Raw genomic sequence first — 19,121 nt, forward strand, 5'->3', positions numbered from 1 at the left:
AGATAAGGTTTAAGTGTATAAATTTAGACTAAAATAAAAAAAGAGTGAAGGCTTGAAGAAAAGAGGAAACTAAATGAGATGGCCACCGAATGCAGCTTGGACCTCAGCCGTAAAAAGAGAAGGTTATCGACATTTTGAAGTTAAAAGCTATGGAGGCAAAAAAGATGAACGGTGGGTAGAACTATTTCCAGTTAACAACAACGAAATTCTTATAAAAGTTCCATGGTCGGAATTAAAAACATACTCAAAGTGGACCAGTGGTTGGCTTCAGTTACCAAAAGATGAAGATTGCGATGGCAACTAATCTTTAGAGAAAACAAAAAACAGATATTTAAGTAATTATTCCTACACGGCGAACAGTGGTTTGTTCTTATATTTTTTGAACTTCTCAGGACAACCTTCTTTTTATACTGAGCTTTAGAAGGTTGCTTCTTTGAATAAAAAACGTCAGTGCTCCTCCCCAGAAGCCAACCAATTATCGCCCTTGGTAATTGATTGCCTGACGTACATCAATCCTAAATTTTCCTTTTCATCAATGGTTCTGTAGGACCGTACGTCTTAGTTAGGGAAACCGTAAAAAGAATTAAACTCACTTAAATAGACATTTTAAAAGGGCCCTAGGGGGCCCTTTTCCTTTACCGATTCTTATTGGAAGCTTCTGGATTTGGCAGCCTGGGGCCAAGTGTCTAGTAGAAAGGCTTTTTGACTCCGTTAGGGCACCTAAACGATGCAGAGGAGTTTCGACTGAATTGACGCACCTATATCATTGATCCTTGTCGCATCAGACGAATAGCCCACTTATTCATTGAGAATGTTGGAGCAGGAACCAGAATTCAGTTCGCTTCTCTTAAATACTCAGGTGGAGTGTCGACCATTAATGGTGCCTCTGAGCTCAACAAACGTATCTTTGCTCTATTCGCACCTCAACGCAATCAGCCTTAATGCCCATTGCATTTCCACTACACCTGGTCAAAAATAGTAAGTTTGGGGTCTAGCTAAGATCTAATCAATAAATCAAAAACATGAATCAGACTCCAGAGAAAGAGAAGGGAATGAGCTTTATTAAAAAAGCTGGTAAATGGGCTCCATTAGTTGGAGGAGCATGGATTGTTCTAAATATTGTTGTTCCATTAGCTCTACTGCGTATTCCAGCAGTCCAAAAATATTTAGTAGTACTGGAAGACAAACTCCCTTTTGATATTCCAGGTATTGGTTAGATGGCAACAGAGATTATTTGTTTTTTCTTGCTTGGTATTGCAGCACTGCTTCTAAATGCTGGACTCGACGCTCAAGTTCTTCCACTCTTTTGGCTAATTCTTCCATTAGTAATCAAATTAAGTTTCGACAATATAACCAGAAAGAAAGCTCTCCTCATCAACAAAAAAACGAAATAAGGGCTAAGGTCGTGAAAAATTAGCCGAAAAGCTTTGAACGAGTTACAAGCATTGACGCTATCAGGAGCATTAGCTGTATTTGCTATTACATGGCTATTTTTTGGTTTTGGGGATGATGATGATGATGGAGGCGGGATGATGAGACCTGTTAGACAAAATGCTGATTAAAATCAGTTGCCAATAAGAAAGAAAAAAGCCTCAATCTAATTAGGACAATTCAAGAGGTATTTTTACAACTCCTAAAGCTAAACAAGCTTCTAATCAAGCATTAGCCTAAGTAATGAGAGCATGGTTATATGAAAAATTTTCTAATCAAATTAGTTTTATTCGTATTCATTGTTTTCTCTGGATTGAATAGTGCTGAAGCTGTATTACAAGGCTGGGTACCACCAGAAGATTATGGAGAGGGTGACTCATATGAAATGGGAATGGAATCCGATGAAGACGCTGTAGGAATGGATTCTCAAAGTGAAGAGTTAAGTATGGAGGATATTTTTGGGGATGAACAAGTTTTTCCTTTTCCACCTGGTCTAGGCAATTAATCAAAACGCAAACATTCGCTTTAGTAAGGTAGTTACAGATAACTATCTAACTATTAAGTTTGTTGAACTAATGGCAGCAATAAAAAAAGATTCAGAGCCTCTAGACAACTTATCCAGTCAAGAGATAGAGGATATTGTCAGATCAAACGAAATCTTGGATCAAGAGAATGAAAGACTAATCAAAGAAGAAGAAATAGAGGCACAAAGATTCTCAAAGACAAAATCTACAAAAAGATTGCTTAGACGATTAAGAAGATCTCCACTTGAAGTGATAAATCGATCACTCTTTTTTGTATTCATTGGTAGTTTTATCTTTTCCTTTGTCTCTGTTTACTCAATCAATAGATTGTGGTTTATCTTTTATGTCATCAGTGCCTTCTCCTGTGTTTTATACACTCCAAATAGACAAGCCCTCAAGGAACTAATTGCAGCATGGCCAAATATCGAAGATCTTTTAAAAAAAAGAAGTCTATGGAAATAATTTATTTAGACTTATAGACCATTGACGTGAAAATTATTTACTGAGGTAAGTCTCAACTATTCTAAATTCATAATTGATTAAAAGGTAATGGATAAAAAAGGAGCCAAAGGGTACTGGATCTCAACAGCAAAAATTATTAATCAAGAATTATTTGATGAATATGTCGAAAAAGTTGGACCATGGCTCAGAGAGAATGGTGGGGAGGTATTTGCGAAAGATACAGACCCAAGAGGAAAAGAAAAAACCGAAGATTCAAACCTTGCAGTCATTACTGAATTTCCATCTATGCGAATAGCAGTAGATGCTTATGAATCCAGTGAATATCAAGAGTTATCTAAATTACGTAAAGCAGCCACCGTAAATGCAACGTTCACAATTATGGAAGGAATGGACGAGGCGACAAAACTTAGAAGAGCAATGGGAATGTAGACAATCGCATCTCACTATTCACCGTTTATATTTAAGGAATTAATGAATTGATCTAACTATTAATAGCATTAAAACTTTAGGAGGTATCTTCTGATGAATAATCAAAATAGAAGTGACGATCTAGAGCTAGTCAGCAAAAATCTAGAATTAATTATTAGTTCCAGCAACTACCAATTAGCCCACGAAGATAGAGAGTTACTCAATAGTGATGAAATGAGGGGAGTGCGAATGCTTCTAGAAATTAATAAACCAGAAAAAATCCTAGAAGAACATAATATTTTATCAACAATCATCGTCTTTGGAGGTGCAAATTTATCTGATAAAAGCTCTATAGAGAACAGAATTGAACTAGCGAAGAACTCTCTCACCAAAGATCCGAGCTCATCTGATTTACAGAGAGAAATAACACGTCTAAAGAATTTACAATCGATATCTCATTACTACGATTCGGCCAGAGAATTCGCAAAGATTGTCTCCAGACAAAACCAAAAAGAACACTGCAATTCACATGTAATTGTCACTGGTGGTGGTCCTGGGATCATGGAAGCTGCGAATCGAGGTGCTTTTGATGCCGACTGTAAATCCATAGGATTAAATATAAGTCTCCCAAACGAACAACATCCCAATTCATATATTACGCCTGGGCTTTGCTTTAAATTTAATTATTTTGCCTTACGAAAATTTCATTTTGTAATGAGATCAGTTGCAGCAGTTTTTTTCCCAGGAGGATTTGGAACATTTGATGAACTCTTCGAATTACTTACTCTTCGTCAAACAGGAATGAAAAATCAGATTCCAATAATTCTTTTTGGTCGAGATTATTGGTCGAAAGTGATCAACTTTCAATTTCTTTCAGATCACGGACTTATCTCAGATGAGCACATGAATATCTTTCAATACGCCGATAGTGCTTCAGAAGCATGGGACATTATCAAACAATAGACGTATCATCTGATAATGGATTGGAAAACATCACTAGATTGGTATTGTTCAGGCAACATTCTCGAGAAAGAGGATCTTGAGCTTTTAGAAAAACATTATCAACAGGTAATCAATGAAATAGATACGAATCTCTCCCTTGAACTAGCTCCAAAACATATTTGTAATCAAACCAATATTCCAGAGGGAAGTTCTTGGTTTACAGCAGTAGCAGTTGTACTTGATCGATTAAATCCTGTTAAGACTGGCAAGCCAAGAAGTTTAATCGTTGATCAATTAAGAAGAAAGCAAAGCAGTTAAGCCCTCTTTATACAAAAGAGTTGAACATAAAAGCCCCGATGCCCAACAAAGTCCTCTAGCAAGAGGAATATCACCAACATAAGCACCAATATAAATAAACCTCACGAATGGGTGAACCCACGCAGCTATCACTGCTACAGGAGAGACAACACCGGCAATCAGACATAGTAAACACGCAGGAGCGTGAAGAGTTATGCTCTCCCAGCAATTTTGATGACACCAAACAGCTCTTTTGCCAAAATCGGGGAGCTCATCAAATAAAGCTCTTGGAGCACTCATATTCTCGGCCGAATATCCAGCTTTAACTCGGCCATAAGTTAGTGGCCCAATTGACAGCAAAACAACAACGGCAGACAGGCAAAGGCTCCAAGCAAAAGCTATTTCCATGGAATAAAAAATGATATTTCGAGCTTAAGTGAGGCAGAGTCAAAATGAGGATCAAAGGTTGGGTTTAAATCGATATGCCTAAAGTTAATACAAACAAAAATTTTCAAAGAGAAGATAAAAACACAATATTTAGCTCATAAACTTGTTATCCTCTGGGAGTCATAAGAGTTCTGCTCGACTAAATTACCAATTATTAAAGCGATCCAACCATGGACTGGGATTCTGCAAAACAACATTGCAAAGAGCGAAAATGGCAATGGTCATTGGAATTAATCAATCAGGCTCAAAAGGAGATGGAAGATTTAGAAACGAAACTAAAAAAATGTGAGGATCAACAGAAAGCGAATCGTTTATATAACGCCTGTAATTACTAATGGAAGAAATGAGCGCAACAATAGTTCCATTGGGTTCACTTGCACTTCTATTTGCTGTGATTTCAATCCTTGTCTTCCTTAGGAAAGCAAGTATCGCAAGACAAGCTGATGAGTCTATAAAAAATAGAATGGAAGCAAAAAGAAATGAAAAGACCGAATCTCTTGAAGAACAAAAAAAACGCTTAGAAATGTTACTTAGAAAATAAAAAGATACTTACTTACAAATTTTCGTCGCTTATTTTGCCAATTCTTTTGATCGGATTAGACCCATCTCTGTGATTTGCTGGATCAAATGGAAAATTTGTATCTGGTCCTAAAAGATCATCAATACTTTTTGAATCCATTGAACTTTGATCATTTTCAATATCAACATCCATTGTTATTAACAACGGCTGTGCTTCAACTGACTGGAAGCAAACACTAATTACTAAAAATATGGAAAGTAATAATCCAAACCAAGTTTTCATAACACTTTTCATTGAGAAGTAAAAGATTAACTATTTGCTCAAGAAAAGTATATTTCCTTATGTCCTATCAACTACTAGTCATCAAAAATAAGACATGCAGGTGAGGAAGGATTTAAAGCACACTCTCTCTCCCAGTATGAAGCGATCGCTGTCATTCCTCTTTTGACTAACTCGTGCTTTCTACCTATGTCACCCATATTCTCTCTGGGGACGCTAAATGAAGTTTGAAGTTTCATAGATTTCCTCTTCAATTGATTTCGGTATAAACCATCAAGAAGGTCTATGGCAAGTGAATTTATCCTCATCTTTCTCTTAAATCATTTTTGACTCATCAATTAAAATATCTTTAATCTGGGAAAATCAATTTTTGACATCTAGTGAGCTGCTTAAAAAAGCAAAATCAACCCAAGCAATTAAGGGTTATGACAAGTGACTTCAACAATAATTTCAATAATGACATTAGGCATCGCCATTACAGGGATTTCAGTTTGGTGGGTCAGAACAACCATTAAAGAAGGTAACAAGGCACTTGAAGAAAGCCAAAAAGAGAATCCAGACAATTAACACTTTCATCGACTTAGGTACAAAGCAATGCTTTGAGAAAAATCATTTGAACATTTAGTAAAAAAAGCACCTCAACTTAAATAGTAGAGGTGCTAAGAAACACATTCTTCAGACCAACTAACAGTTACTTCTTATTAAGGGCAGCCTTAACCTTTGAGGAAGACAAAGTCTTAAGTTCCTCTTTTATCTCATTTTGACGTTCATCAAGAACTTTAATACGAGCTTGATAGCACTCTTCTAGTCTTTTTCTAGAGTCCTCGATGTTGTCGAGTTCCTCTTGACGTTGATTACGTTTAAGCTCTTCAAGCTGGCTATCAGAAACCACATAAACAGTTCTGGTAGGTGCAATTAAAGCATGAGAGAAAAAAGTGTCGAAGATTGAAGTGTACATAACTTTTCTTTCGGAGTACACAACTACTCTGTCCTAAATTAATTTCTTGAGGGATGAGGCATACCGTAGCAATAGATTCGGTAAATACATCTCACTTCGGTTACTACAACACAAAAGTTAGGCATACCGACCTCTAAACTTTTTCACAATACATCTCTTGAAAGAGACAACAAAATAATGGCTACATATTCACTCTTTCTTGGAATCCTCGTGATAATCATTTCGTGGAAATTTTACAATGACTGGGCTTCTGGTCTGGCAGGGTTTATTTATGGAGGCATCCTATTTTGGAGCATCAAATTTTTTGTGGAACTCATTAAAACTTTATTTGGATAAAAAATAATTTATCTATTGAAATTAAATAAAACTACTGAAACCGTGCTTTAAACCCCAAAAGATAGTCACCAAAATTGCTGACAAAGGTAGTGCGATGGCAAGTGTGATATTGATTGTTCTAAAAATCTTCCCAACTCCATTACTCGTATCTTTAGAAGGATCTACAATAAGTGGCATGGCGAATACGTATTTTTTTTATTTATAGGCGCAATTTCCATTCAATTGGTTAGATTGTCGTAATTATCGAGACAGTCTCATGTATTTATTAGGTCTTGGACTATTAGTTTTAAGCACTTGGTATCTGATGAAGCTATACACAAATTTCAATAACGATCCGATAGCAAAAAAAGAAATAGACAATGCATGGCAAGAAGCAAAGAAAGAGGCAAAAGGTAAAAATCCTTTTGCACCAGGAAGAATTAAAGAGGCTCTCAATGCATATAAAGCGGATATGAATAAAAAAGACAACTAAAAGATAGAAAATCCAAAGAGATCAAAATATTTCTAAAAAGTAGTTAAATTAGTTTTTTGTAGATTTAGTAGTGACGCCTTCATTAGTTCTAATGGATTATGTAGACAGAAAGACTTTGAATAACGAACAACTAGAATATCTCGAGCAAGTTTTAAAAGCATCAATTCAGAAATTGAAATTCACTGGTATCGAACCTGTAATTGCTAATAATGAAATATGTGATGCAGCACTCATTTCCCAGGGTTCCTATGAAATAAGTTGTATTGCGTCCATACTTGATATGCTTCAGCCAACAGAAAAACCAATGGAGCGCAAAAAAAAGGTATTCAACGCTCTATGCAATGCAGGTTTAATTATTACTGATTAAAGAAAGAGGCATACATGAGCAAACAGATCCAAACATATATAAACAAGATATCAACAAAAAATACCAGTGAGAGGCATTGAACCTCTCATGCCGCCTGACGGTCTGGGTAAGCTTTATTTAGCAGCTTCAGGTGCTTTTCTGGCTTTGCGTGCACGTCTTGCAGGTCTACCAGCACTAGGCTTCACAACTGCAGGAACCTCAGCCTTAGCTTTAGCTGCAGCCTTTTTAGCTACTGGCTTTTTAGCTACTACTTTCTTTGCTGTTGCCTTTTTAGCAACTGTTTTTTTTGCGACAGCTTTTTTAGCTGTGGTTTTTTTAGCTGCAGCGGCTTTTGGAGCAGAGCCTTTACGTGTGCGATGAGAAAGAATTAAAGCCCATTCATCAGCGCTAATATTTGCTGGCTTATTTCCATGAACCTCAGAAACTTTAGCTGCTTTTTCGATATCTTTAATTAGGTTTTTCCAAGAAGCTGCGTAACGTTTATCAGACTGAGATTTAGCACCACTTTCAACAAGGGTTTCAACGACTTGAGAAGCAGTGACCTTCTTACGACGTCTGTTAAAGATCTCCTTTTGCAAGGTAGCGATCAAGGCATCACCTTTAGCACTAACTTTGATGGATAACTGAGACATAACTCAATAATTACTTTCTTAATACATCTATCACATATAGGGTATTTAATTCAATAGTCAATGGTTAATCGACTACTAAATTTTCATATATCTATCAATATCACTTAAAGTGACACCTTAAAATAATTCGATCTTAACTATAAAGCCATATAAAATGGACAAGAAAAAGCTATAAACTAATACAAAGTCAATGCACGTCAATAAAGCTCATACACTGATCAAAGATGTTTTAAAAGAAGTTGATCTCTTCAAGGTGTCAGGCCACTCTAGACACCAACCAATCTCGTTCTCTAATTGCCGCATCCAAAGATGACACATGAAATCTAATGATCTACACGAAAAATAAAACGACGATGAACATGACAGGAAAAAAGTGCTCTTTAATGCTTGTAGCAGGAATAATTGAAATGTTGACATGTCATGCAAAAGAGAGCTGAACATGTTTTTTTAAGAACCCCTTTTTAAAGGAATTGGATCTCTTCTTCTTGACCAAAGATCTTATCGGTGAAAGTTTCTTTGGGGTGAGTCGTAAACATTGACCAATACCAATAGGTTGCGCTACAGAAGATGCCCATTCATCAGCCCTAAAGACAGCATATGGGGAAGCAGATAAAGTCATTTACCATTAGCAGTACACTTGTACTAGCAAGAAGTAATAGCTATTGTCAAGTCGTATATTTCAAAACATCTAATATGTGTCGCCTGCGCTTACAAAAATCGAACAGGAAAGTGCTGAAACGCGATGAATATTTCAAGGATATAAATTCTATTTAAAAAATATCAAAGGTATAGGTCAATACAAAACAAAAAAACAATAAAAAAGCCCTCATCTCATGAGGGCAAAATAAACTGCTGAAGGATCCCCATCACCCAGCTTTCAAAAATAATAATCAAATCAATCAGATTAGGCAACATTAAACCACCATATGTTTTACCCCAGGCTTAAATGAACACCATCTGTAGGGGGGGGTTGATTTATATAGAAAATAGGGTTAGAAATAGTATCCCCATCACCCAGACCCGTAGGACACCATACCTAGGGTCTTTTTTATTGGAATACCTCTTACAGAGCGATTTCATTATTATTAAGGTTATAAAAACTGTGGAAAACTTTTGTTGTTTGAATGAATGTACGATCTACAAAAGTCTGTCCTTACCTAGATCTTCGGGAAAGTAGCTTATAAAGGTTTAAAAACGATTAATTGAAAAATCTTTCTCAACTAAGTAAAAAGGTTCTAAATCTGATAATTGATTTGAAAAAGACAATTGCGACAAAGAAATTGAAGCTATCGAATAAATCAATTTGAAATCTTTATGTGATAACAAAAAATGATTGATCTCAAAAGAAATAGCAAAAAAGAACCAATTGAAGCAACAGGCCTTCGAAGTCGTAAATCTTCTCTCTATAAGCCAAATCAGAAAGAAAATTTCAAAATTAGTAGAGGTCGATTCTCAAATTTTCTAACGTGTCAAAGGTGCTTTTATCTTGATAGGGTAAGAGGTCTTGATCCTCCAGGGACACCAGGTTGGACTCTCAACGAAACGACTGACCTATTACTCAAAAAAGAATTTGACGATTGCAGAGAGAAGCAGATTCCACACAGAATATTTGCATCTAATGGACTATCTCATGTTGTTCCATTTGATCATCCTGAAATTGATAACTGGAGAAACTCACTTCATCGAGGACTAATTCATCCTTATAAGGATACCGGAATAATTTTGACTGGAGGTGTAGACGATATATGGCAAGACACTATTACAAAACAATTAATCATTGTGGATTACAAATCACAAGCTAAAAACGGACGAGTTGATAAGAAAGATTATTTAGAGGATCCATTTCACGAGAGCTATAAAATTCAAATGGATTTTTATGCTTACTTGCTCTCGGGGATGGGGTTTAGTGTTCATCCAACGTCTTATTTTCTAGTTTGCAATGCAAAAAGGGATGAAGATGAATTTAATAAGACCATGCGTTTTGATGAATATCTTGTTCCCTACAAATGGAGAAATGATTGGATAGAAAGTCGACTAGATGAAATGGTGGCACTAATGAATCAGTCGGAAATTCCAGAATCAAATCCTTCCTGCAAGAACTGCGCCTACGCAGATCAATATTCGAAAATACTATTTTCAGGAAATTCAAGTCAAAAAAAAATTACACAAGGAACTTTGCCATTATTTTAAAAACGCTAATAGTTTTAAAAATGATTCTGATCAAAAAGCGTCTAAAGGATTAACGATATGTGCGGAAGATATCAGCTATTAACAAAATTCGTAAATTTACCTGATCTTTTAAAAAAAGATGTACCAAGAGGGTTGAGTCAAAATTATGAACCACAAGTATTAATCAAACCAGGTTCTCCAATTCTTGTTCTTAAGAATGAAGGCAAGACACAAACATCCATAATGCTTTGGGGATTTATATCTGAGTGGAGTAAAGACCCTTTTGACAACACAAGGCCAAAGCCATTTAACGCGAGATCAGAAAGTGTTGAAGAAAAGACGCTTTTTCGTGCAAGCTGGAGGCATAAGAGATGTTTGATACCAGCTAGTGGATATCTAGAAAAAGGTCACGTAATACGTAGAAAAGATTTTAAAACTTTCTGGTTAGGTGGACTTTGGAATAGATGGATGTCCAAAGAAGGATGTGAACTAGAGAGCTGTTGTGTTCTAACGACCGAGCCAAATGATTTAGTCAAACAATTTCATAACCGTATGCCCGTAATTATTCCAAATGGGCTAGAAGAAGAATGGATCTCTTCAGTCAAAAATGCTCAAGACCTTAAAGCTTTAAAACCGCTAATGACTAAATGGGACCCAGAAGAATGGACAACCGAGCCAATAAATAAACCTAATGCCGACCAATTATCCTTCTTATAAAATCAGGACAAAAAGAAAGGGCTTATATAAGCCCTTAGATACAGTTTATAAATCAGAACATCAGTGATCGTGATGCACTTCTGCCGAGCTAGGCATTTCATGGGCAGAAGACAATTTCTTCAATGATTGAGATCCACAAATAGCAGACAGAGCGATAACAACCAAGGATGCAGTGCTTAACAATTGAAGCACTATCGGGAGATGTGAATTAATTCTTTCTCTAAAGGTAGTCATTTGGGAAGTTAATTAACACTCCATTCAAACAAAAAGGATAGGCACCGTCCAGCTTGAATATTATGAACTAAATAGCTAACAGCAAAAAAATAAGCATAAATAAATTCAGTCCTACTGTTAAGAGTGATGTACTTGGTTTAAATTCATTAGCCACAACTTAGGACTCATGCTCTTATTGATTTCTAATTATGACCTAAATATTTAAAAGTCTCATAAGATACATAATGAAAATTAGATATTTTAAGAAAACATATGAATAGATAAATGGATAATCACCCAATAATCAACTAAAAAAATACTCATGGCTGAAAATTAATACAGGATCAAACCACTCGATGTCAGATATCTGATTAAAGTATCTAAATAAATAAATTTTATTGAAATGGACGAATATAATATGGATCTTCCTTCTCTAGTCAAGCTTAAAGAATTAGAAAAAAGCGCAAGAATTAAAGGTAGTGGCATTGAATTTGACTCATTATTAGGACTCTGGAAATTTAATTCAGTTTGGAAGCAGGGATCAGATACAGAAGAGTCGATTTCAAGTACTTTGCTACAGGTTCTTTCAGCTAGTCTAGAGTTGAAGAAGGATACACAGAATCCAGAAGATGAGAAATTTACTATCGCCAACGCAATTAAATTTGGATTACTTACTCTGAGATTTAGCGGCTACGCAAATTTAGAAAGGAAGCAGCCACTATTACCCTTTTCTTTCGATTGCATTGAAATAACTTTAGCTTCATTGACTATTTTGAAGAGATCTCTACCGGCACCGGATCAAAAGAAAAGACCTTTTTTTGCACTAATAGCTATCGATCCAAATGGTAAATGGTTATCAGCAAGGGGAAAGGGTGGGGGACTTGCTCTATGGGTAAAAAAATAAGTTACTTTCGATAAAATTTGAATATTTTTACGGGATTTTTCTTAGGAGTCGGAATTTAAATAACCAATATTTCCAGAAATATATTATTAATTAGCCAAGAGTTAGTAGAATCAGTAACTTCAAGAAATAACTTTATTTCTGAGAGAAATCCTATCAATAGAATTTGGATGCTCACGAACAAATTTGTTGAACTCAATTGCTAGCTGTCTAGCTTCAAAAGCGTCAATAGCATAAAAACCCAACTCATGTCTTTTGTTAGCCAAATCTCGGTAGCTAACAGCATATCTTTTACAGGATGTAATTGGTCTTGAGGACATTTTTAAATTTCAACTTGTTAAATACTAAAAACAACCACGATACTTCTGAAAGAAATCTACCGAACAATTTTTGCACAGGAAACCGAATCTAAATTCTGTTAAAGATTGAGAACCATTAGATCTTAAAAGGTCATACCTAAATTCTTGATGAACATGTTCGCTAAAAAATGTAAGATAAAATACTTTTTAAATCAATTATAAAAGACTAAAAATAACAAGGTCCAAAAATAATCAATTATTAGAAAAACTAATTACATAAATAAATTTTACTTTATATATTTGGTATTTCTCCCTACAAACAGTCATTTATTTAAAAGTTACCTTTTAGAGGTTATCCGATTTAATTAAATTTATGACTTTAGATATTTACAAAGCGGTTGTAAAAGCTTCAGAGAAAGGAAATTTATGGGGACTAAAGCGAACTGATTACTAGCTATGTTCAAATTCACCAAGTTTAAGTTTGTTCAGCTAATTCTATTGTGGAATCTCCCAATTATAATTTTATTCATTGGAATAATATCAATACCATTAGAGTTCTCTAATTCAATAGAAAAATTTTAATAACTAACCATCTCCATACAAAAAATTCTTTTAAGTTGAGAGATAATAAATCAATAAGTCTATTCATAAAAATTTAGATATGCACAACTACAAATCAACTTGAATGGCTATCAAGAGTAAAACTCTGGAACATGTTGTCTGGTGATTCCTTGGATACACGCCCCGTATTTTTATTAAGCGGCTTTACACTGAACACTTGTGTTGTCGGTCCAAGTCCAAGCAGACTTCTCCATTGTAGATAAATCGACTCTGTGGCTGGCCATCCAGTCTCCATTGGCTTCTATAAATTTCTCAATATTCCCCTCTGGGTGCTGATGTATAACAATTATTTTTTGAGGGTCTTCATCACTACACCCTCTATACAAAGGCTGAATATTAAACTCTCTATGCCTTCTAGTAGCTTCTTTGCTGTCGAAGATTGCAGCCCACTCATCAAAGGTGCTTTCAACCTTAAAAGTAAAAACTGAGGTGACAGTAGAAGACATCTAAAATCTTTAATATGGGCAAACGATACCCAAACAGAACAAAACTGACTAACAGTTGTTGTAAAAACTAGATAAATAAGAAAACTTTCTGCTAGAAATAGCTGATGCAGATACCAAGAAAGACCCTCAAACGAATCATCAACTTAATTGTTGTTCTAATCGTTGCCATTGTTGGATTCATCAAAGTAAAGCACCCATTTAGTTATTTAATTGGAGTCCCTGTTACCAGTTGGGTCGTTTATCTTTTATGTAATGCCATGTGCACAGATATTCTTTTTGGAGAAACATTAGGTTGTTCAGAAAAAAGTATTTACAAGGAGAAATAAGCTAACTACGAATTAAAACTTTCTCAATCAGTGAAGAGAGCCAAATATCCATAACCTGAAAAGTACTTACAAAGATAAACTCAAGTTAAGATAACGAATTAATCATAAAATTAATCTTGACCACTCAACATAACAAAATGATATTCGCTTTACTCAGTTGGAAATAATCTTTCTTTTAGCTGAATTAATACCTTGTCTTTTAATAGGATATTTACTAGGACGATTTAAAAAAGATTTATCCCTAACGATATCTCGTCCTTTAATGAGCTATGGAATTCCTATCAGCTTGATGGGGATATTACTTAAGTCTGGTCTGGAATTCCCTTTGATACAATCTGCGGCTTTAGCACTGGTAGCTATTGGCTTTTTAATGACTCTATTAAATTGTCTTCCTGGTATAAAAAACTTAATACCAAACAGATCTCTTCAATTAGGTAGTGCATTCGGAAATACTGGGTATTTCGGAATACCAGTTTCACTAGCACTGCTTCCAAATCATGCTTTGATTTACAGCATAGGTTTTGACCTTGGTGCGACATTAGTAATTTGGAGTATCGGACCAATATTGCTAACAGATCCTTCAAAAGTTTTGAGTTCTAATAGATATTGGCAGAATTTCATAAAAGCAATCTTTAGAAGCCCTGCTGTAAAAGGACTGATTGGCGCATTAATTGTTCATTCATCACCATGGAATGAACAATTAACTGCCTTACTATGGATACCTTCAAGGGTTGTAATTGTTTTAGCACTTGTAATCGTTGGAATGCGTCTAAGTTGGTTGAGGAAAGCAAATCTCTCAAGAATAAAAATCCAAATAACATCCATAAAAAATGCTTTAATCATGAAACTGGTTGGATTGCCAGTCGTTATGTTGATCATTTCCGCAGCGATCAGATTACCCAACGTCATGCGAGAGGCTTTAGTACTTCAATCAGCTGCGCCAACAGCAATATCTGTCTTACTAATATCCCAAGCAGCGTCAAGAGATGAAGATGAAGCGACATCGCTTGTTGTCTTAAGTACGATTATCGCGCTCATATCAATCCCTGCTTGGTTGATGATTTTAAGATTGTAAAAAGTTAACAACTATCGCCTTTTAACTCAGTTTGTCTAAGTTGTAAGAAATACAATTTTTTTAATGACCTCAGCTACAGCAACAAAAGCGACAGCAAAGAGAACAGCGGCAGTAAAGTCATCAGCAGTAAAATCTCAATCAATTTATTCATCAACCCAATCAAGATTTGCCAGTTCAAAGCTAATTCAAAACCTAGGTTCATCTAATGATGGGGTTCAATTCGATTTTTCAAGTTCGTTAAGAACTGCATTTGGAAGGGACTAAAAGGATATGGACCTTTTAAAAACACTTTTTACAGTTGCAATATGTCTAGGTATTGGATGGGCAATCTCAAAAGGGATCATGTTTGGTTTGACTCATATTTAATATTCCTGAAGAACGGCATCCCACAAATGAGGAACTTGAAGTTATAGAAAGTGCATGGATGCAAGTCAAGGTCGCATGCAAAAAAATAAAAGCGCAAACAACTGCAAATAAAAAATATATTTCAAATATGCTTAACGAAATAGCAGATCATTATCAAGAAAATTAATGGCTAAAGACTGGGAACCAAAAGAAGAACATCAAGCAGTTATTGCAAGGAGTATAGAGTTTATTTCTGATGAATTAGCTGAGTTACAAGTGGCTTTACGGTGTCCAAATTCATTTATTGTTGAAATAGCTAATAGAGTAGTATCTGAATATAAAACAAACCAAATCATCATTAGAAGAGATGAAGAATAAATGGAATTTATGCAATCACATGATTTAAACCAATTGGGGCTTTGGACCCCTCTTATTGGAGGTATTCTTCTTTACGTTGGCTTAAATCTAAAAATCACTGAAGTTGATCCTAATGAGTAATCAATACATGAAAAATGAGTACAACGATAAGAAAAGGTTCAATTTATTAGAATAGTTTGGGATGAAACAAGGAACTCTTGAACTAATTTTTTTTGCTCTGATTTTCTTGAGTCTTCAATTATGGTGGATAAGGATGACAATTAAAAATGGTCGAACTGGAGAAGTAGATAAATGGGGGCAAAAAACAAACCCAAAAAAACTAAATGAATTGGAGAAAGTGAAGCAAGATTTAGAAAAACTTTTTCGATCTTAGTTCCCAAAATTTCTAAAACTCTTTAAATAATGAACTATCAAATTTTGCTTGAAAGCTACGCTGCTGGTGAATATATTAATAAAGACGAGATATCATTACTAGAATTAGAACTTGATTCACAACTAGAATCTATTAAATTTTCTCGCACTCAAGGTTGCACCGAAAAAGCACCAAAGCACATCTGCGAGGCAGCTCTAGTTTGCGAAGGTAGTAGTTGGCTCACTTGCTTTGCTTCAATACTAGATAAGGCCAATCCCCTTTCTCTTGGGAATAAATCAAGAGGAGCAAAAGTCATTGATGCACTTCTAGATAACAATTATTTAATGAATTAAAATAGTAAAAACAATTATCAATTCATTATTAATAGACAAATTATTATTAAACAAATCCAATGAGCAATAGTGAAAGTCTTGAAGAAAGGAAAAAACGTTTTAAAAAACTCTCAAGTGCAGAAAGAAAAATATTGATTAGAAAGAAACTAGAATTACAAGGTTTAACAGAGGGAAGCGGTGTGAGTGGAAAGGATCAATCTTCTTACGACAAAGAAGAAATGATAGATTTAATTCTATTAACAAGATGTTTTCAAAAGAATAAATTTCAATAACTCATCCAACCAAAATTTGTTTTACGAAGTTAGCCCCTGCAAAATGGGCATATGAATAAACCTATTAAAAAAAAGAAAATTACCTTTGCAAGGTTTGCTGTTCGTACTCTTGCTATTTCTGCAAGCACCCTCGCTCTATTTGATTTTCTAAAAGGAGACTATCAAGCTGGATGGCTTCTAGCACTTGGATGGTTAACCATCGTGATCGGGGAGAAAAGGATGTTTAATGAGGAAAAGACAAATGAAGAAACCTAAGAAAATTTCCAACTGTTAACTATCAATAAATAGATCTATAAAATTCATTCAGCTTTTATTCTGTATGCCACCATAAAAGAGATAACAGTATATAAGTCTTTAAATATTGAGGCATTTTATTCCATCCCATTAGTACTATGAGTGAGACAAAGAAAAATAAGAACTTCAATCTGACTGAAATGAAGTTCAAGTTTAATGATCTATTTACTGGAATTGCGTTGTTGTTGTGTGCATTTTTATGTGCGTTTAGCCTTGCACTAATTGCAATAAGGCTAGGGCCAATAGCTAAATGGGCTAATTATCAGACTATTTGCGTGGAACAAGAAAGTTTAAAATCTCCAATCGAATGGGCGGTGCGTAAATGCAATGGAAGATCAAAAGTTTATCAAGTGAAGTGAAGGCAACTCAATTAAAATTGAGTTTATAATTTTCACCATTAAGATGATCACGTGTTTCATAAGAAGCAATAACATCGAATCAATTTTTTGCTTAGAGCCAAAACAATAGAAATCCCGCCAAAAGTCCAGACATATGACCTAACAAGCTAATTCCAGGTAGGAATGACCAAATAATTCCAATGCCTGTAAGTACTGAAATAGATTTAAGTAATCTTGGATCTTTCTTTAACTCGCATCCAATGTAAACAAATTTTTTCTTTCCATAAATTGTAGTCATTAGAATAAACGCGTCGATACCAAATAAAACTCCACTAAATCCAATAGCTAGAGACATAGGATTTCTATAAACTAAAATATCTACGCACCAACAAATGAACGCTTGGAGAGGCATTATCAATACAATAAAAGCCAAAAAGAAATAGTTACTTTGAAGGCTTAATGATTTAAGAAAATATCTAGCTACTATGATCCCAGAGATATTTGCCAATAAATGATTAAAGTCACCATGAAAAAAATGGGATGTAATAATCCTGTATGGCTCATAAAACAAACGTCCAGACCAATAAGCAATAGAAGTCTTATCAATTATTCCTAAGAAATCTGTTGCAAAGAAGCAAATAGTGCAAGCCAAAAAGGGGACAAAATATTGCCAATCATCTTTTGAAATTTTCTCAAGCATTCGTAAATACATTTGCCAATAATCCAATCGTAACTGGTGAAAATGATCAATTGAAAAGCGAATAGGGTTAATTAATTAACTAAGTGAATAAGCTAAAATATTTACCTATCAAGAACTTCATCAATAAAGAAAAGGACTAAAGCCTAAGGTGAACATATCTATCATTTATATAAATGTACATTGATTTAAAAAAGAAACTAAATCTCAATAGTTATGAATGGTGGAGAAACCACCGAAGATTTGTAACCCTTGGATTATTTCTGGCATTTTTTGGTGGCTATGTCAGAGGTCCTTCAGCAAAAGACTTCAAAGTTAATGATATATGCGGACGCCTTAGCGCTGATTTAATTACAGGGGAACACGCCGCAAGAGAATTAAAATTAGGAAAAAAAAGAATCGAGGGGCTTGAAGGAGAGAAAGTTGATATTACCAACCACTACTACCATGCAAAGTACTACTGCCAAGGCTATAAAAAAGGCAATGTAGGCTTGGGATACTAATTAACAGATTTACAAAACAGCCAGAGAAAAGCATTGCACTTTTCACGCCGCTTTTACGGGTCTGGCTTTTTAGCTAAGCGTTTACGGCTTTAGAACTAACTTTTCTTGATCGCTTCGCAGGTCTGCCTGCTAAAGCCTTAGATGTTCTTTTAGAAACGGATTTAGCGGTAGAAGTTGCTTTTTTAGCTTGAGCAGAAGCTACTTTCTTAACTGCGGTCTTAACTTTAGAAGTCTTAACTTTTGCTTTTGAAGCACTCTTGGCTGGAGCAGCTTTAGTTACGGCTTTGCTTGCAATTGCTTTTTTAGCTGCAGTTTTTTTCACAGCAGACTTTTTAGCAACAGTTTTTTTGACAGCTGTCTTTTTAGCGGAGGGTTTTGCTGAGACCTTCTTAGCACTTGAGGACTTACGAGTACGGTGAGAGAGAATCAAAGCCCACTCATCAGCACTAACATTTGCAGGCTTATTACCATGGATCTCAGAAACTTTTGCAGCCTTCTCAATATCCTTTATTAAGTTTTTCCAAGAAGCAGCATAACGCTTATCAGATTGTGACTTAGCACCGCTCTCTACAAGAGTTTCAACAACTTGTGATGCAGTCACTTTTTTTCTTCTTCGGTTAAAAATTTCCTTTTGAAGAGTAGCGATCATTGCTTCGCCTTTAGCGCTAACTTTGATACTTAATTGAGACATTGAATTAAGAATTACCTATGTACAACATCTAGCACATTGTGGGTATCCAAACCGAA

38 protein-coding genes are annotated in these 19,121 nt (G+C 35.2%); 27 read left to right on the forward strand and 11 right to left on the reverse strand.

Features of this window, described 5'->3' with window-relative positions; genetic code table 11:
* Positions 1 to 73 precede the first annotated feature (73 nt).
* The 9 genes from O5640_RS02400 (at position 74) to O5640_RS02440 (ending at position 4,085) form a co-directional block, all read left to right on the forward strand.
* A complete protein-coding gene (locus tag O5640_RS02400; protein WP_011294554.1) occupies positions 74 to 304 on the forward strand; it encodes a TIGR02450 family Trp-rich protein in 231 nt (76 codons plus the stop codon).
* A gap of 718 nt (positions 305 to 1,022) precedes the next feature.
* On the forward strand, positions 1,023 to 1,217 hold the full coding sequence (locus O5640_RS02405; protein ID WP_011823828.1) for a hypothetical protein: 195 nt from the start codon (positions 1,023 to 1,025) through the stop codon (positions 1,215 to 1,217).
* Complete coding sequence (locus tag O5640_RS02410; protein ID WP_011294556.1) at positions 1,218 to 1,394, forward strand: hypothetical protein; 177 nt, start codon at positions 1,218 to 1,220, stop codon at positions 1,392 to 1,394.
* Positions 1,395 to 1,427: 33 nt separating this feature from the next.
* Complete coding sequence (locus O5640_RS02415; protein WP_011294994.1) at positions 1,428 to 1,562, forward strand: hypothetical protein; 135 nt, start codon at positions 1,428 to 1,430, stop codon at positions 1,560 to 1,562.
* A gap of 128 nt (positions 1,563 to 1,690) precedes the next feature.
* Positions 1,691 to 1,936, forward strand: a complete 246-nt coding sequence (locus tag O5640_RS02420; protein WP_269613022.1) for a hypothetical protein — start codon at positions 1,691 to 1,693, stop codon at positions 1,934 to 1,936.
* A 70-nt stretch (positions 1,937 to 2,006) separates the two neighbouring features.
* Entirely contained in the window at positions 2,007 to 2,417 is a 411-nt protein-coding gene (locus tag O5640_RS02425; RefSeq protein WP_269613023.1) for a DUP family protein, read from the forward strand.
* 87 nt (positions 2,418 to 2,504) lie between these two features.
* Positions 2,505 to 2,846, forward strand: coding sequence for a DUF1330 domain-containing protein (locus tag O5640_RS02430; protein WP_269613024.1), 342 nt, complete (start codon positions 2,505 to 2,507; stop codon positions 2,844 to 2,846).
* Positions 2,847 to 2,939: 93 nt separating this feature from the next.
* Positions 2,940 to 3,788 carry an LOG family protein gene (locus tag O5640_RS02435; protein ID WP_269613026.1) on the forward strand — a complete coding sequence of 283 codons (849 nt, stop codon included), beginning with the start codon at positions 2,940 to 2,942 and terminating at the stop codon, positions 3,786 to 3,788.
* Positions 3,789 to 3,803: 15 nt separating this feature from the next.
* Entirely contained in the window at positions 3,804 to 4,085 is a 282-nt protein-coding gene (locus O5640_RS02440) for a hypothetical protein (protein ID WP_269613028.1), read from the forward strand.
* Here O5640_RS02440 and O5640_RS02445 read toward each other — a convergent pair.
* Positions 4,062 to 4,472, reverse strand: coding sequence for an MAPEG family protein (locus O5640_RS02445; RefSeq protein ID WP_269613030.1), 411 nt, complete (start codon positions 4,470 to 4,472; stop codon positions 4,062 to 4,064). The two genes, O5640_RS02440 and O5640_RS02445, sit on opposite strands and share 24 nt — an antisense overlap.
* A 209-nt stretch (positions 4,473 to 4,681) precedes the next feature.
* On the opposite strand from O5640_RS02445, the gene O5640_RS02450 reads away from it, so the two are divergent.
* Both O5640_RS02450 and O5640_RS02455 read left to right on the forward strand, forming a co-directional pair.
* On the forward strand, positions 4,682 to 4,846 hold the full coding sequence (locus tag O5640_RS02450; RefSeq protein ID WP_269613031.1) for a hypothetical protein: 165 nt from the start codon (positions 4,682 to 4,684) through the stop codon (positions 4,844 to 4,846).
* A gap of 8 nt (positions 4,847 to 4,854) precedes the next feature.
* Positions 4,855 to 5,052 carry a hypothetical protein gene (locus O5640_RS02455; protein ID WP_269613033.1) on the forward strand — a complete coding sequence of 66 codons (198 nt, stop codon included), beginning with the start codon at positions 4,855 to 4,857 and terminating at the stop codon, positions 5,050 to 5,052.
* A 12-nt stretch (positions 5,053 to 5,064) separates the two neighbouring features.
* Here the strand turns inward: O5640_RS02455 and O5640_RS02460 are convergent, their stop codons facing one another.
* Positions 5,065 to 5,313: a hypothetical protein gene (locus tag O5640_RS02460; RefSeq protein ID WP_269613034.1), complete on the reverse strand. Its 249-nt coding sequence runs from the start codon at positions 5,311 to 5,313 to the stop codon at positions 5,065 to 5,067.
* A 74-nt stretch (positions 5,314 to 5,387) separates the two neighbouring features.
* Complete coding sequence (locus O5640_RS02465; RefSeq protein ID WP_187152576.1) at positions 5,388 to 5,549, reverse strand: hypothetical protein; 162 nt, start codon at positions 5,547 to 5,549, stop codon at positions 5,388 to 5,390.
* Positions 5,550 to 5,742: 193 nt separating this feature from the next.
* On the opposite strand from O5640_RS02465, the gene O5640_RS02470 reads away from it, so the two are divergent.
* Positions 5,743 to 5,877 carry a hypothetical protein gene (locus O5640_RS02470; RefSeq protein ID WP_269613035.1) on the forward strand — a complete coding sequence of 45 codons (135 nt, stop codon included), beginning with the start codon at positions 5,743 to 5,745 and terminating at the stop codon, positions 5,875 to 5,877.
* A gap of 124 nt (positions 5,878 to 6,001) precedes the next feature.
* Here O5640_RS02470 and O5640_RS02475 read toward each other — a convergent pair whose 3' ends face one another.
* Both O5640_RS02475 and O5640_RS02480 read right to left on the reverse strand, forming a co-directional pair.
* The gene (locus O5640_RS02475; protein WP_269613036.1) at positions 6,002 to 6,268 is read right to left on the reverse strand and encodes a hypothetical protein; all 267 of its coding nucleotides are present in this window, start codon (positions 6,266 to 6,268) and stop codon (positions 6,002 to 6,004) included.
* Positions 6,269 to 6,625: 357 nt separating this feature from the next.
* The gene (locus tag O5640_RS02480) at positions 6,626 to 6,781 is read right to left on the reverse strand and encodes a hypothetical protein (protein WP_269605837.1); all 156 of its coding nucleotides are present in this window, start codon (positions 6,779 to 6,781) and stop codon (positions 6,626 to 6,628) included.
* Between the two features lie 127 nt (positions 6,782 to 6,908).
* On the opposite strand from O5640_RS02480, the gene O5640_RS02485 reads away from it, so the two are divergent.
* Positions 6,909 to 7,076 (forward strand): hypothetical protein, encoded by a 168-nt coding sequence (locus O5640_RS02485; RefSeq protein WP_257473357.1) that lies wholly within the window; start codon positions 6,909 to 6,911, stop codon positions 7,074 to 7,076.
* Positions 7,077 to 7,146: 70 nt separating this feature from the next.
* A complete protein-coding gene (locus O5640_RS02490; protein WP_269613037.1) occupies positions 7,147 to 7,443 on the forward strand; it encodes a hypothetical protein in 297 nt (98 codons plus the stop codon).
* A gap of 113 nt (positions 7,444 to 7,556) precedes the next feature.
* Here O5640_RS02490 and O5640_RS02495 read toward each other — a convergent pair whose 3' ends face one another.
* A complete protein-coding gene (locus O5640_RS02495; RefSeq protein WP_269613038.1) occupies positions 7,557 to 8,075 on the reverse strand; it encodes a hypothetical protein in 519 nt (172 codons plus the stop codon).
* Between the two features lie 1,329 nt (positions 8,076 to 9,404).
* Between O5640_RS02495 and O5640_RS02500 the strand changes: the two genes are divergently transcribed.
* Positions 9,405 to 10,265 (forward strand): PD-(D/E)XK nuclease family protein, encoded by an 861-nt coding sequence (locus tag O5640_RS02500; protein ID WP_269613040.1) that lies wholly within the window; start codon positions 9,405 to 9,407, stop codon positions 10,263 to 10,265.
* Between the two features lie 57 nt (positions 10,266 to 10,322).
* Positions 10,323 to 10,961, forward strand: a complete 639-nt coding sequence (locus O5640_RS02505; RefSeq protein WP_269613041.1) for an SOS response-associated peptidase — start codon at positions 10,323 to 10,325, stop codon at positions 10,959 to 10,961.
* Positions 10,962 to 11,021: 60 nt separating this feature from the next.
* Here the strand turns inward: O5640_RS02505 and O5640_RS02510 are convergent, their stop codons facing one another.
* The gene (locus O5640_RS02510) at positions 11,022 to 11,195 is read right to left on the reverse strand and encodes a hypothetical protein (RefSeq protein ID WP_187152579.1); all 174 of its coding nucleotides are present in this window, start codon (positions 11,193 to 11,195) and stop codon (positions 11,022 to 11,024) included.
* 382 nt (positions 11,196 to 11,577) lie between these two features.
* On the opposite strand from O5640_RS02510, the gene O5640_RS02515 reads away from it, so the two are divergent.
* The gene (locus tag O5640_RS02515) at positions 11,578 to 12,078 is read left to right on the forward strand and encodes a hypothetical protein (RefSeq protein WP_269613042.1); all 501 of its coding nucleotides are present in this window, start codon (positions 11,578 to 11,580) and stop codon (positions 12,076 to 12,078) included.
* 119 nt (positions 12,079 to 12,197) lie between these two features.
* Here O5640_RS02515 and O5640_RS02520 read toward each other — a convergent pair whose 3' ends face one another.
* Entirely contained in the window at positions 12,198 to 12,395 is a 198-nt protein-coding gene (locus O5640_RS02520; RefSeq protein ID WP_269613043.1) for a hypothetical protein, read from the reverse strand.
* A gap of 734 nt (positions 12,396 to 13,129) precedes the next feature.
* Positions 13,130 to 13,441, reverse strand: coding sequence for a DUF3764 family protein (locus O5640_RS02525; RefSeq protein WP_269613044.1), 312 nt, complete (start codon positions 13,439 to 13,441; stop codon positions 13,130 to 13,132).
* A 104-nt stretch (positions 13,442 to 13,545) separates the two neighbouring features.
* Here O5640_RS02525 and O5640_RS02530 point away from each other — a divergent pair, with 104 nt between their 5' ends.
* The 9 genes from O5640_RS02530 (at position 13,546) to O5640_RS02570 (ending at position 17,195) form a co-directional block, all read left to right on the forward strand.
* Positions 13,546 to 13,767 carry a hypothetical protein gene (locus O5640_RS02530; protein WP_269605856.1) on the forward strand — a complete coding sequence of 74 codons (222 nt, stop codon included), beginning with the start codon at positions 13,546 to 13,548 and terminating at the stop codon, positions 13,765 to 13,767.
* 157 nt (positions 13,768 to 13,924) lie between these two features.
* Positions 13,925 to 14,842: an AEC family transporter gene (locus O5640_RS02535; protein WP_269613046.1), complete on the forward strand. Its 918-nt coding sequence runs from the start codon at positions 13,925 to 13,927 to the stop codon at positions 14,840 to 14,842.
* Positions 14,843 to 14,905: 63 nt separating this feature from the next.
* Positions 14,906 to 15,106 (forward strand): hypothetical protein, encoded by a 201-nt coding sequence (locus O5640_RS02540; RefSeq protein ID WP_269613047.1) that lies wholly within the window; start codon positions 14,906 to 14,908, stop codon positions 15,104 to 15,106.
* Positions 15,107 to 15,373: 267 nt separating this feature from the next.
* Positions 15,374 to 15,565, forward strand: coding sequence for a hypothetical protein (locus O5640_RS02545; RefSeq protein ID WP_269613048.1), 192 nt, complete (start codon positions 15,374 to 15,376; stop codon positions 15,563 to 15,565).
* Positions 15,566 to 15,746: 181 nt separating this feature from the next.
* Complete coding sequence (locus tag O5640_RS02550) at positions 15,747 to 15,938, forward strand: hypothetical protein (protein WP_269613049.1); 192 nt, start codon at positions 15,747 to 15,749, stop codon at positions 15,936 to 15,938.
* 29 nt (positions 15,939 to 15,967) lie between these two features.
* Positions 15,968 to 16,270, forward strand: a complete 303-nt coding sequence (locus tag O5640_RS02555; protein WP_269613051.1) for a hypothetical protein — start codon at positions 15,968 to 15,970, stop codon at positions 16,268 to 16,270.
* 59 nt (positions 16,271 to 16,329) lie between these two features.
* Positions 16,330 to 16,542 carry a hypothetical protein gene (locus O5640_RS02560; RefSeq protein ID WP_269613053.1) on the forward strand — a complete coding sequence of 71 codons (213 nt, stop codon included), beginning with the start codon at positions 16,330 to 16,332 and terminating at the stop codon, positions 16,540 to 16,542.
* Between the two features lie 51 nt (positions 16,543 to 16,593).
* The gene (locus O5640_RS02565) at positions 16,594 to 16,797 is read left to right on the forward strand and encodes a hypothetical protein (RefSeq protein WP_269613055.1); all 204 of its coding nucleotides are present in this window, start codon (positions 16,594 to 16,596) and stop codon (positions 16,795 to 16,797) included.
* A 137-nt stretch (positions 16,798 to 16,934) separates the two neighbouring features.
* Positions 16,935 to 17,195: a hypothetical protein gene (locus O5640_RS02570; protein ID WP_269613056.1), complete on the forward strand. Its 261-nt coding sequence runs from the start codon at positions 16,935 to 16,937 to the stop codon at positions 17,193 to 17,195.
* A 91-nt stretch (positions 17,196 to 17,286) separates the two neighbouring features.
* Here O5640_RS02570 and O5640_RS02575 read toward each other — a convergent pair whose 3' ends face one another.
* The gene (locus O5640_RS02575) at positions 17,287 to 17,874 is read right to left on the reverse strand and encodes a rhomboid family intramembrane serine protease (RefSeq protein ID WP_269613057.1); all 588 of its coding nucleotides are present in this window, start codon (positions 17,872 to 17,874) and stop codon (positions 17,287 to 17,289) included.
* A 173-nt stretch (positions 17,875 to 18,047) separates the two neighbouring features.
* Between O5640_RS02575 and O5640_RS02580 the strand changes: the two genes are divergently transcribed.
* Complete coding sequence (locus O5640_RS02580) at positions 18,048 to 18,374, forward strand: hypothetical protein (protein WP_269613058.1); 327 nt, start codon at positions 18,048 to 18,050, stop codon at positions 18,372 to 18,374.
* A gap of 73 nt (positions 18,375 to 18,447) precedes the next feature.
* On the opposite strand, the gene O5640_RS02585 is transcribed toward O5640_RS02580, so the two are convergent.
* Positions 18,448 to 19,065, reverse strand: coding sequence for a hypothetical protein (locus tag O5640_RS02585; RefSeq protein ID WP_269613060.1), 618 nt, complete (start codon positions 19,063 to 19,065; stop codon positions 18,448 to 18,450).
* Positions 19,066 to 19,121: the final 56 nt, after the last annotated feature.

Origin of the sequence: Prochlorococcus marinus str. MIT 0912, from assembly GCF_027359595.1 — a bacterium.
GTDB classification, from domain to species: domain Bacteria; phylum Cyanobacteriota; class Cyanobacteriia; order PCC-6307; family Cyanobiaceae; genus Prochlorococcus_B; species Prochlorococcus_B marinus_C.

Excerpts from the sequence above, each read along its gene's own strand:
- O5640_RS02400 (WP_011294554.1), top strand. The coding sequence starts at position 74 with ATGAGATGGCCACCGAATGCAGCTTGGACCTCAGCCGTAAAAAGAGAA.
- O5640_RS02405 (WP_011823828.1), top strand. The coding sequence starts at position 1,023 with ATGAATCAGACTCCAGAGAAAGAGAAGGGAATGAGCTTTATTAAAAAA.
- O5640_RS02410 (WP_011294556.1), top strand. The coding sequence starts at position 1,218 with ATGGCAACAGAGATTATTTGTTTTTTCTTGCTTGGTATTGCAGCACTG.
- O5640_RS02420 (WP_269613022.1), top strand. The coding sequence starts at position 1,691 with ATGAAAAATTTTCTAATCAAATTAGTTTTATTCGTATTCATTGTTTTC.
- O5640_RS02425 (WP_269613023.1), top strand. The coding sequence starts at position 2,007 with ATGGCAGCAATAAAAAAAGATTCAGAGCCTCTAGACAACTTATCCAGT.
- O5640_RS02430 (WP_269613024.1), top strand. The coding sequence starts at position 2,505 with ATGGATAAAAAAGGAGCCAAAGGGTACTGGATCTCAACAGCAAAAATT.
- O5640_RS02435 (WP_269613026.1), top strand. The coding sequence starts at position 2,940 with ATGAATAATCAAAATAGAAGTGACGATCTAGAGCTAGTCAGCAAAAAT.
- O5640_RS02440 (WP_269613028.1), top strand. The coding sequence starts at position 3,804 with ATGGATTGGAAAACATCACTAGATTGGTATTGTTCAGGCAACATTCTC.
- O5640_RS02445 (WP_269613030.1), bottom strand. The coding sequence starts at position 4,472 with ATGGAAATAGCTTTTGCTTGGAGCCTTTGCCTGTCTGCCGTTGTTGTT.
- O5640_RS02450 (WP_269613031.1), top strand. The coding sequence starts at position 4,682 with ATGGACTGGGATTCTGCAAAACAACATTGCAAAGAGCGAAAATGGCAA.
- O5640_RS02455 (WP_269613033.1), top strand. The coding sequence starts at position 4,855 with ATGAGCGCAACAATAGTTCCATTGGGTTCACTTGCACTTCTATTTGCT.
- O5640_RS02460 (WP_269613034.1), bottom strand. The coding sequence starts at position 5,313 with ATGAAAACTTGGTTTGGATTATTACTTTCCATATTTTTAGTAATTAGT.
- O5640_RS02465 (WP_187152576.1), bottom strand. The coding sequence starts at position 5,549 with ATGAAACTTCAAACTTCATTTAGCGTCCCCAGAGAGAATATGGGTGAC.
- O5640_RS02475 (WP_269613036.1), bottom strand. The coding sequence starts at position 6,268 with ATGTACACTTCAATCTTCGACACTTTTTTCTCTCATGCTTTAATTGCA.
- O5640_RS02480 (WP_269605837.1), bottom strand. The coding sequence starts at position 6,781 with ATGCCACTTATTGTAGATCCTTCTAAAGATACGAGTAATGGAGTTGGG.
- O5640_RS02485 (WP_257473357.1), top strand. The coding sequence starts at position 6,909 with ATGAAGCTATACACAAATTTCAATAACGATCCGATAGCAAAAAAAGAA.
- O5640_RS02495 (WP_269613038.1), bottom strand. The coding sequence starts at position 8,075 with ATGTCTCAGTTATCCATCAAAGTTAGTGCTAAAGGTGATGCCTTGATC.
- O5640_RS02500 (WP_269613040.1), top strand. The coding sequence starts at position 9,405 with ATGATTGATCTCAAAAGAAATAGCAAAAAAGAACCAATTGAAGCAACA.
- O5640_RS02505 (WP_269613041.1), top strand. The coding sequence starts at position 10,323 with ATGTGCGGAAGATATCAGCTATTAACAAAATTCGTAAATTTACCTGAT.
- O5640_RS02510 (WP_187152579.1), bottom strand. The coding sequence starts at position 11,195 with ATGACTACCTTTAGAGAAAGAATTAATTCACATCTCCCGATAGTGCTT.
- O5640_RS02515 (WP_269613042.1), top strand. The coding sequence starts at position 11,578 with ATGGACGAATATAATATGGATCTTCCTTCTCTAGTCAAGCTTAAAGAA.
- O5640_RS02520 (WP_269613043.1), bottom strand. The coding sequence starts at position 12,395 with ATGTCCTCAAGACCAATTACATCCTGTAAAAGATATGCTGTTAGCTAC.
- O5640_RS02525 (WP_269613044.1), bottom strand. The coding sequence starts at position 13,441 with ATGTCTTCTACTGTCACCTCAGTTTTTACTTTTAAGGTTGAAAGCACC.
- O5640_RS02530 (WP_269605856.1), top strand. The coding sequence starts at position 13,546 with ATGCAGATACCAAGAAAGACCCTCAAACGAATCATCAACTTAATTGTT.
- O5640_RS02540 (WP_269613047.1), top strand. The coding sequence starts at position 14,906 with ATGACCTCAGCTACAGCAACAAAAGCGACAGCAAAGAGAACAGCGGCA.
- O5640_RS02545 (WP_269613048.1), top strand. The coding sequence starts at position 15,374 with ATGGCTAAAGACTGGGAACCAAAAGAAGAACATCAAGCAGTTATTGCA.
- O5640_RS02550 (WP_269613049.1), top strand. The coding sequence starts at position 15,747 with ATGAAACAAGGAACTCTTGAACTAATTTTTTTTGCTCTGATTTTCTTG.
- O5640_RS02555 (WP_269613051.1), top strand. The coding sequence starts at position 15,968 with ATGAACTATCAAATTTTGCTTGAAAGCTACGCTGCTGGTGAATATATT.
- O5640_RS02560 (WP_269613053.1), top strand. The coding sequence starts at position 16,330 with ATGAGCAATAGTGAAAGTCTTGAAGAAAGGAAAAAACGTTTTAAAAAA.
- O5640_RS02565 (WP_269613055.1), top strand. The coding sequence starts at position 16,594 with ATGAATAAACCTATTAAAAAAAAGAAAATTACCTTTGCAAGGTTTGCT.
- O5640_RS02570 (WP_269613056.1), top strand. The coding sequence starts at position 16,935 with ATGAGTGAGACAAAGAAAAATAAGAACTTCAATCTGACTGAAATGAAG.
- O5640_RS02575 (WP_269613057.1), bottom strand. The coding sequence starts at position 17,874 with ATGCTTGAGAAAATTTCAAAAGATGATTGGCAATATTTTGTCCCCTTT.
- O5640_RS02580 (WP_269613058.1), top strand. The coding sequence starts at position 18,048 with ATGTACATTGATTTAAAAAAGAAACTAAATCTCAATAGTTATGAATGG.
- O5640_RS02585 (WP_269613060.1), bottom strand. The coding sequence starts at position 19,065 with ATGTCTCAATTAAGTATCAAAGTTAGCGCTAAAGGCGAAGCAATGATC.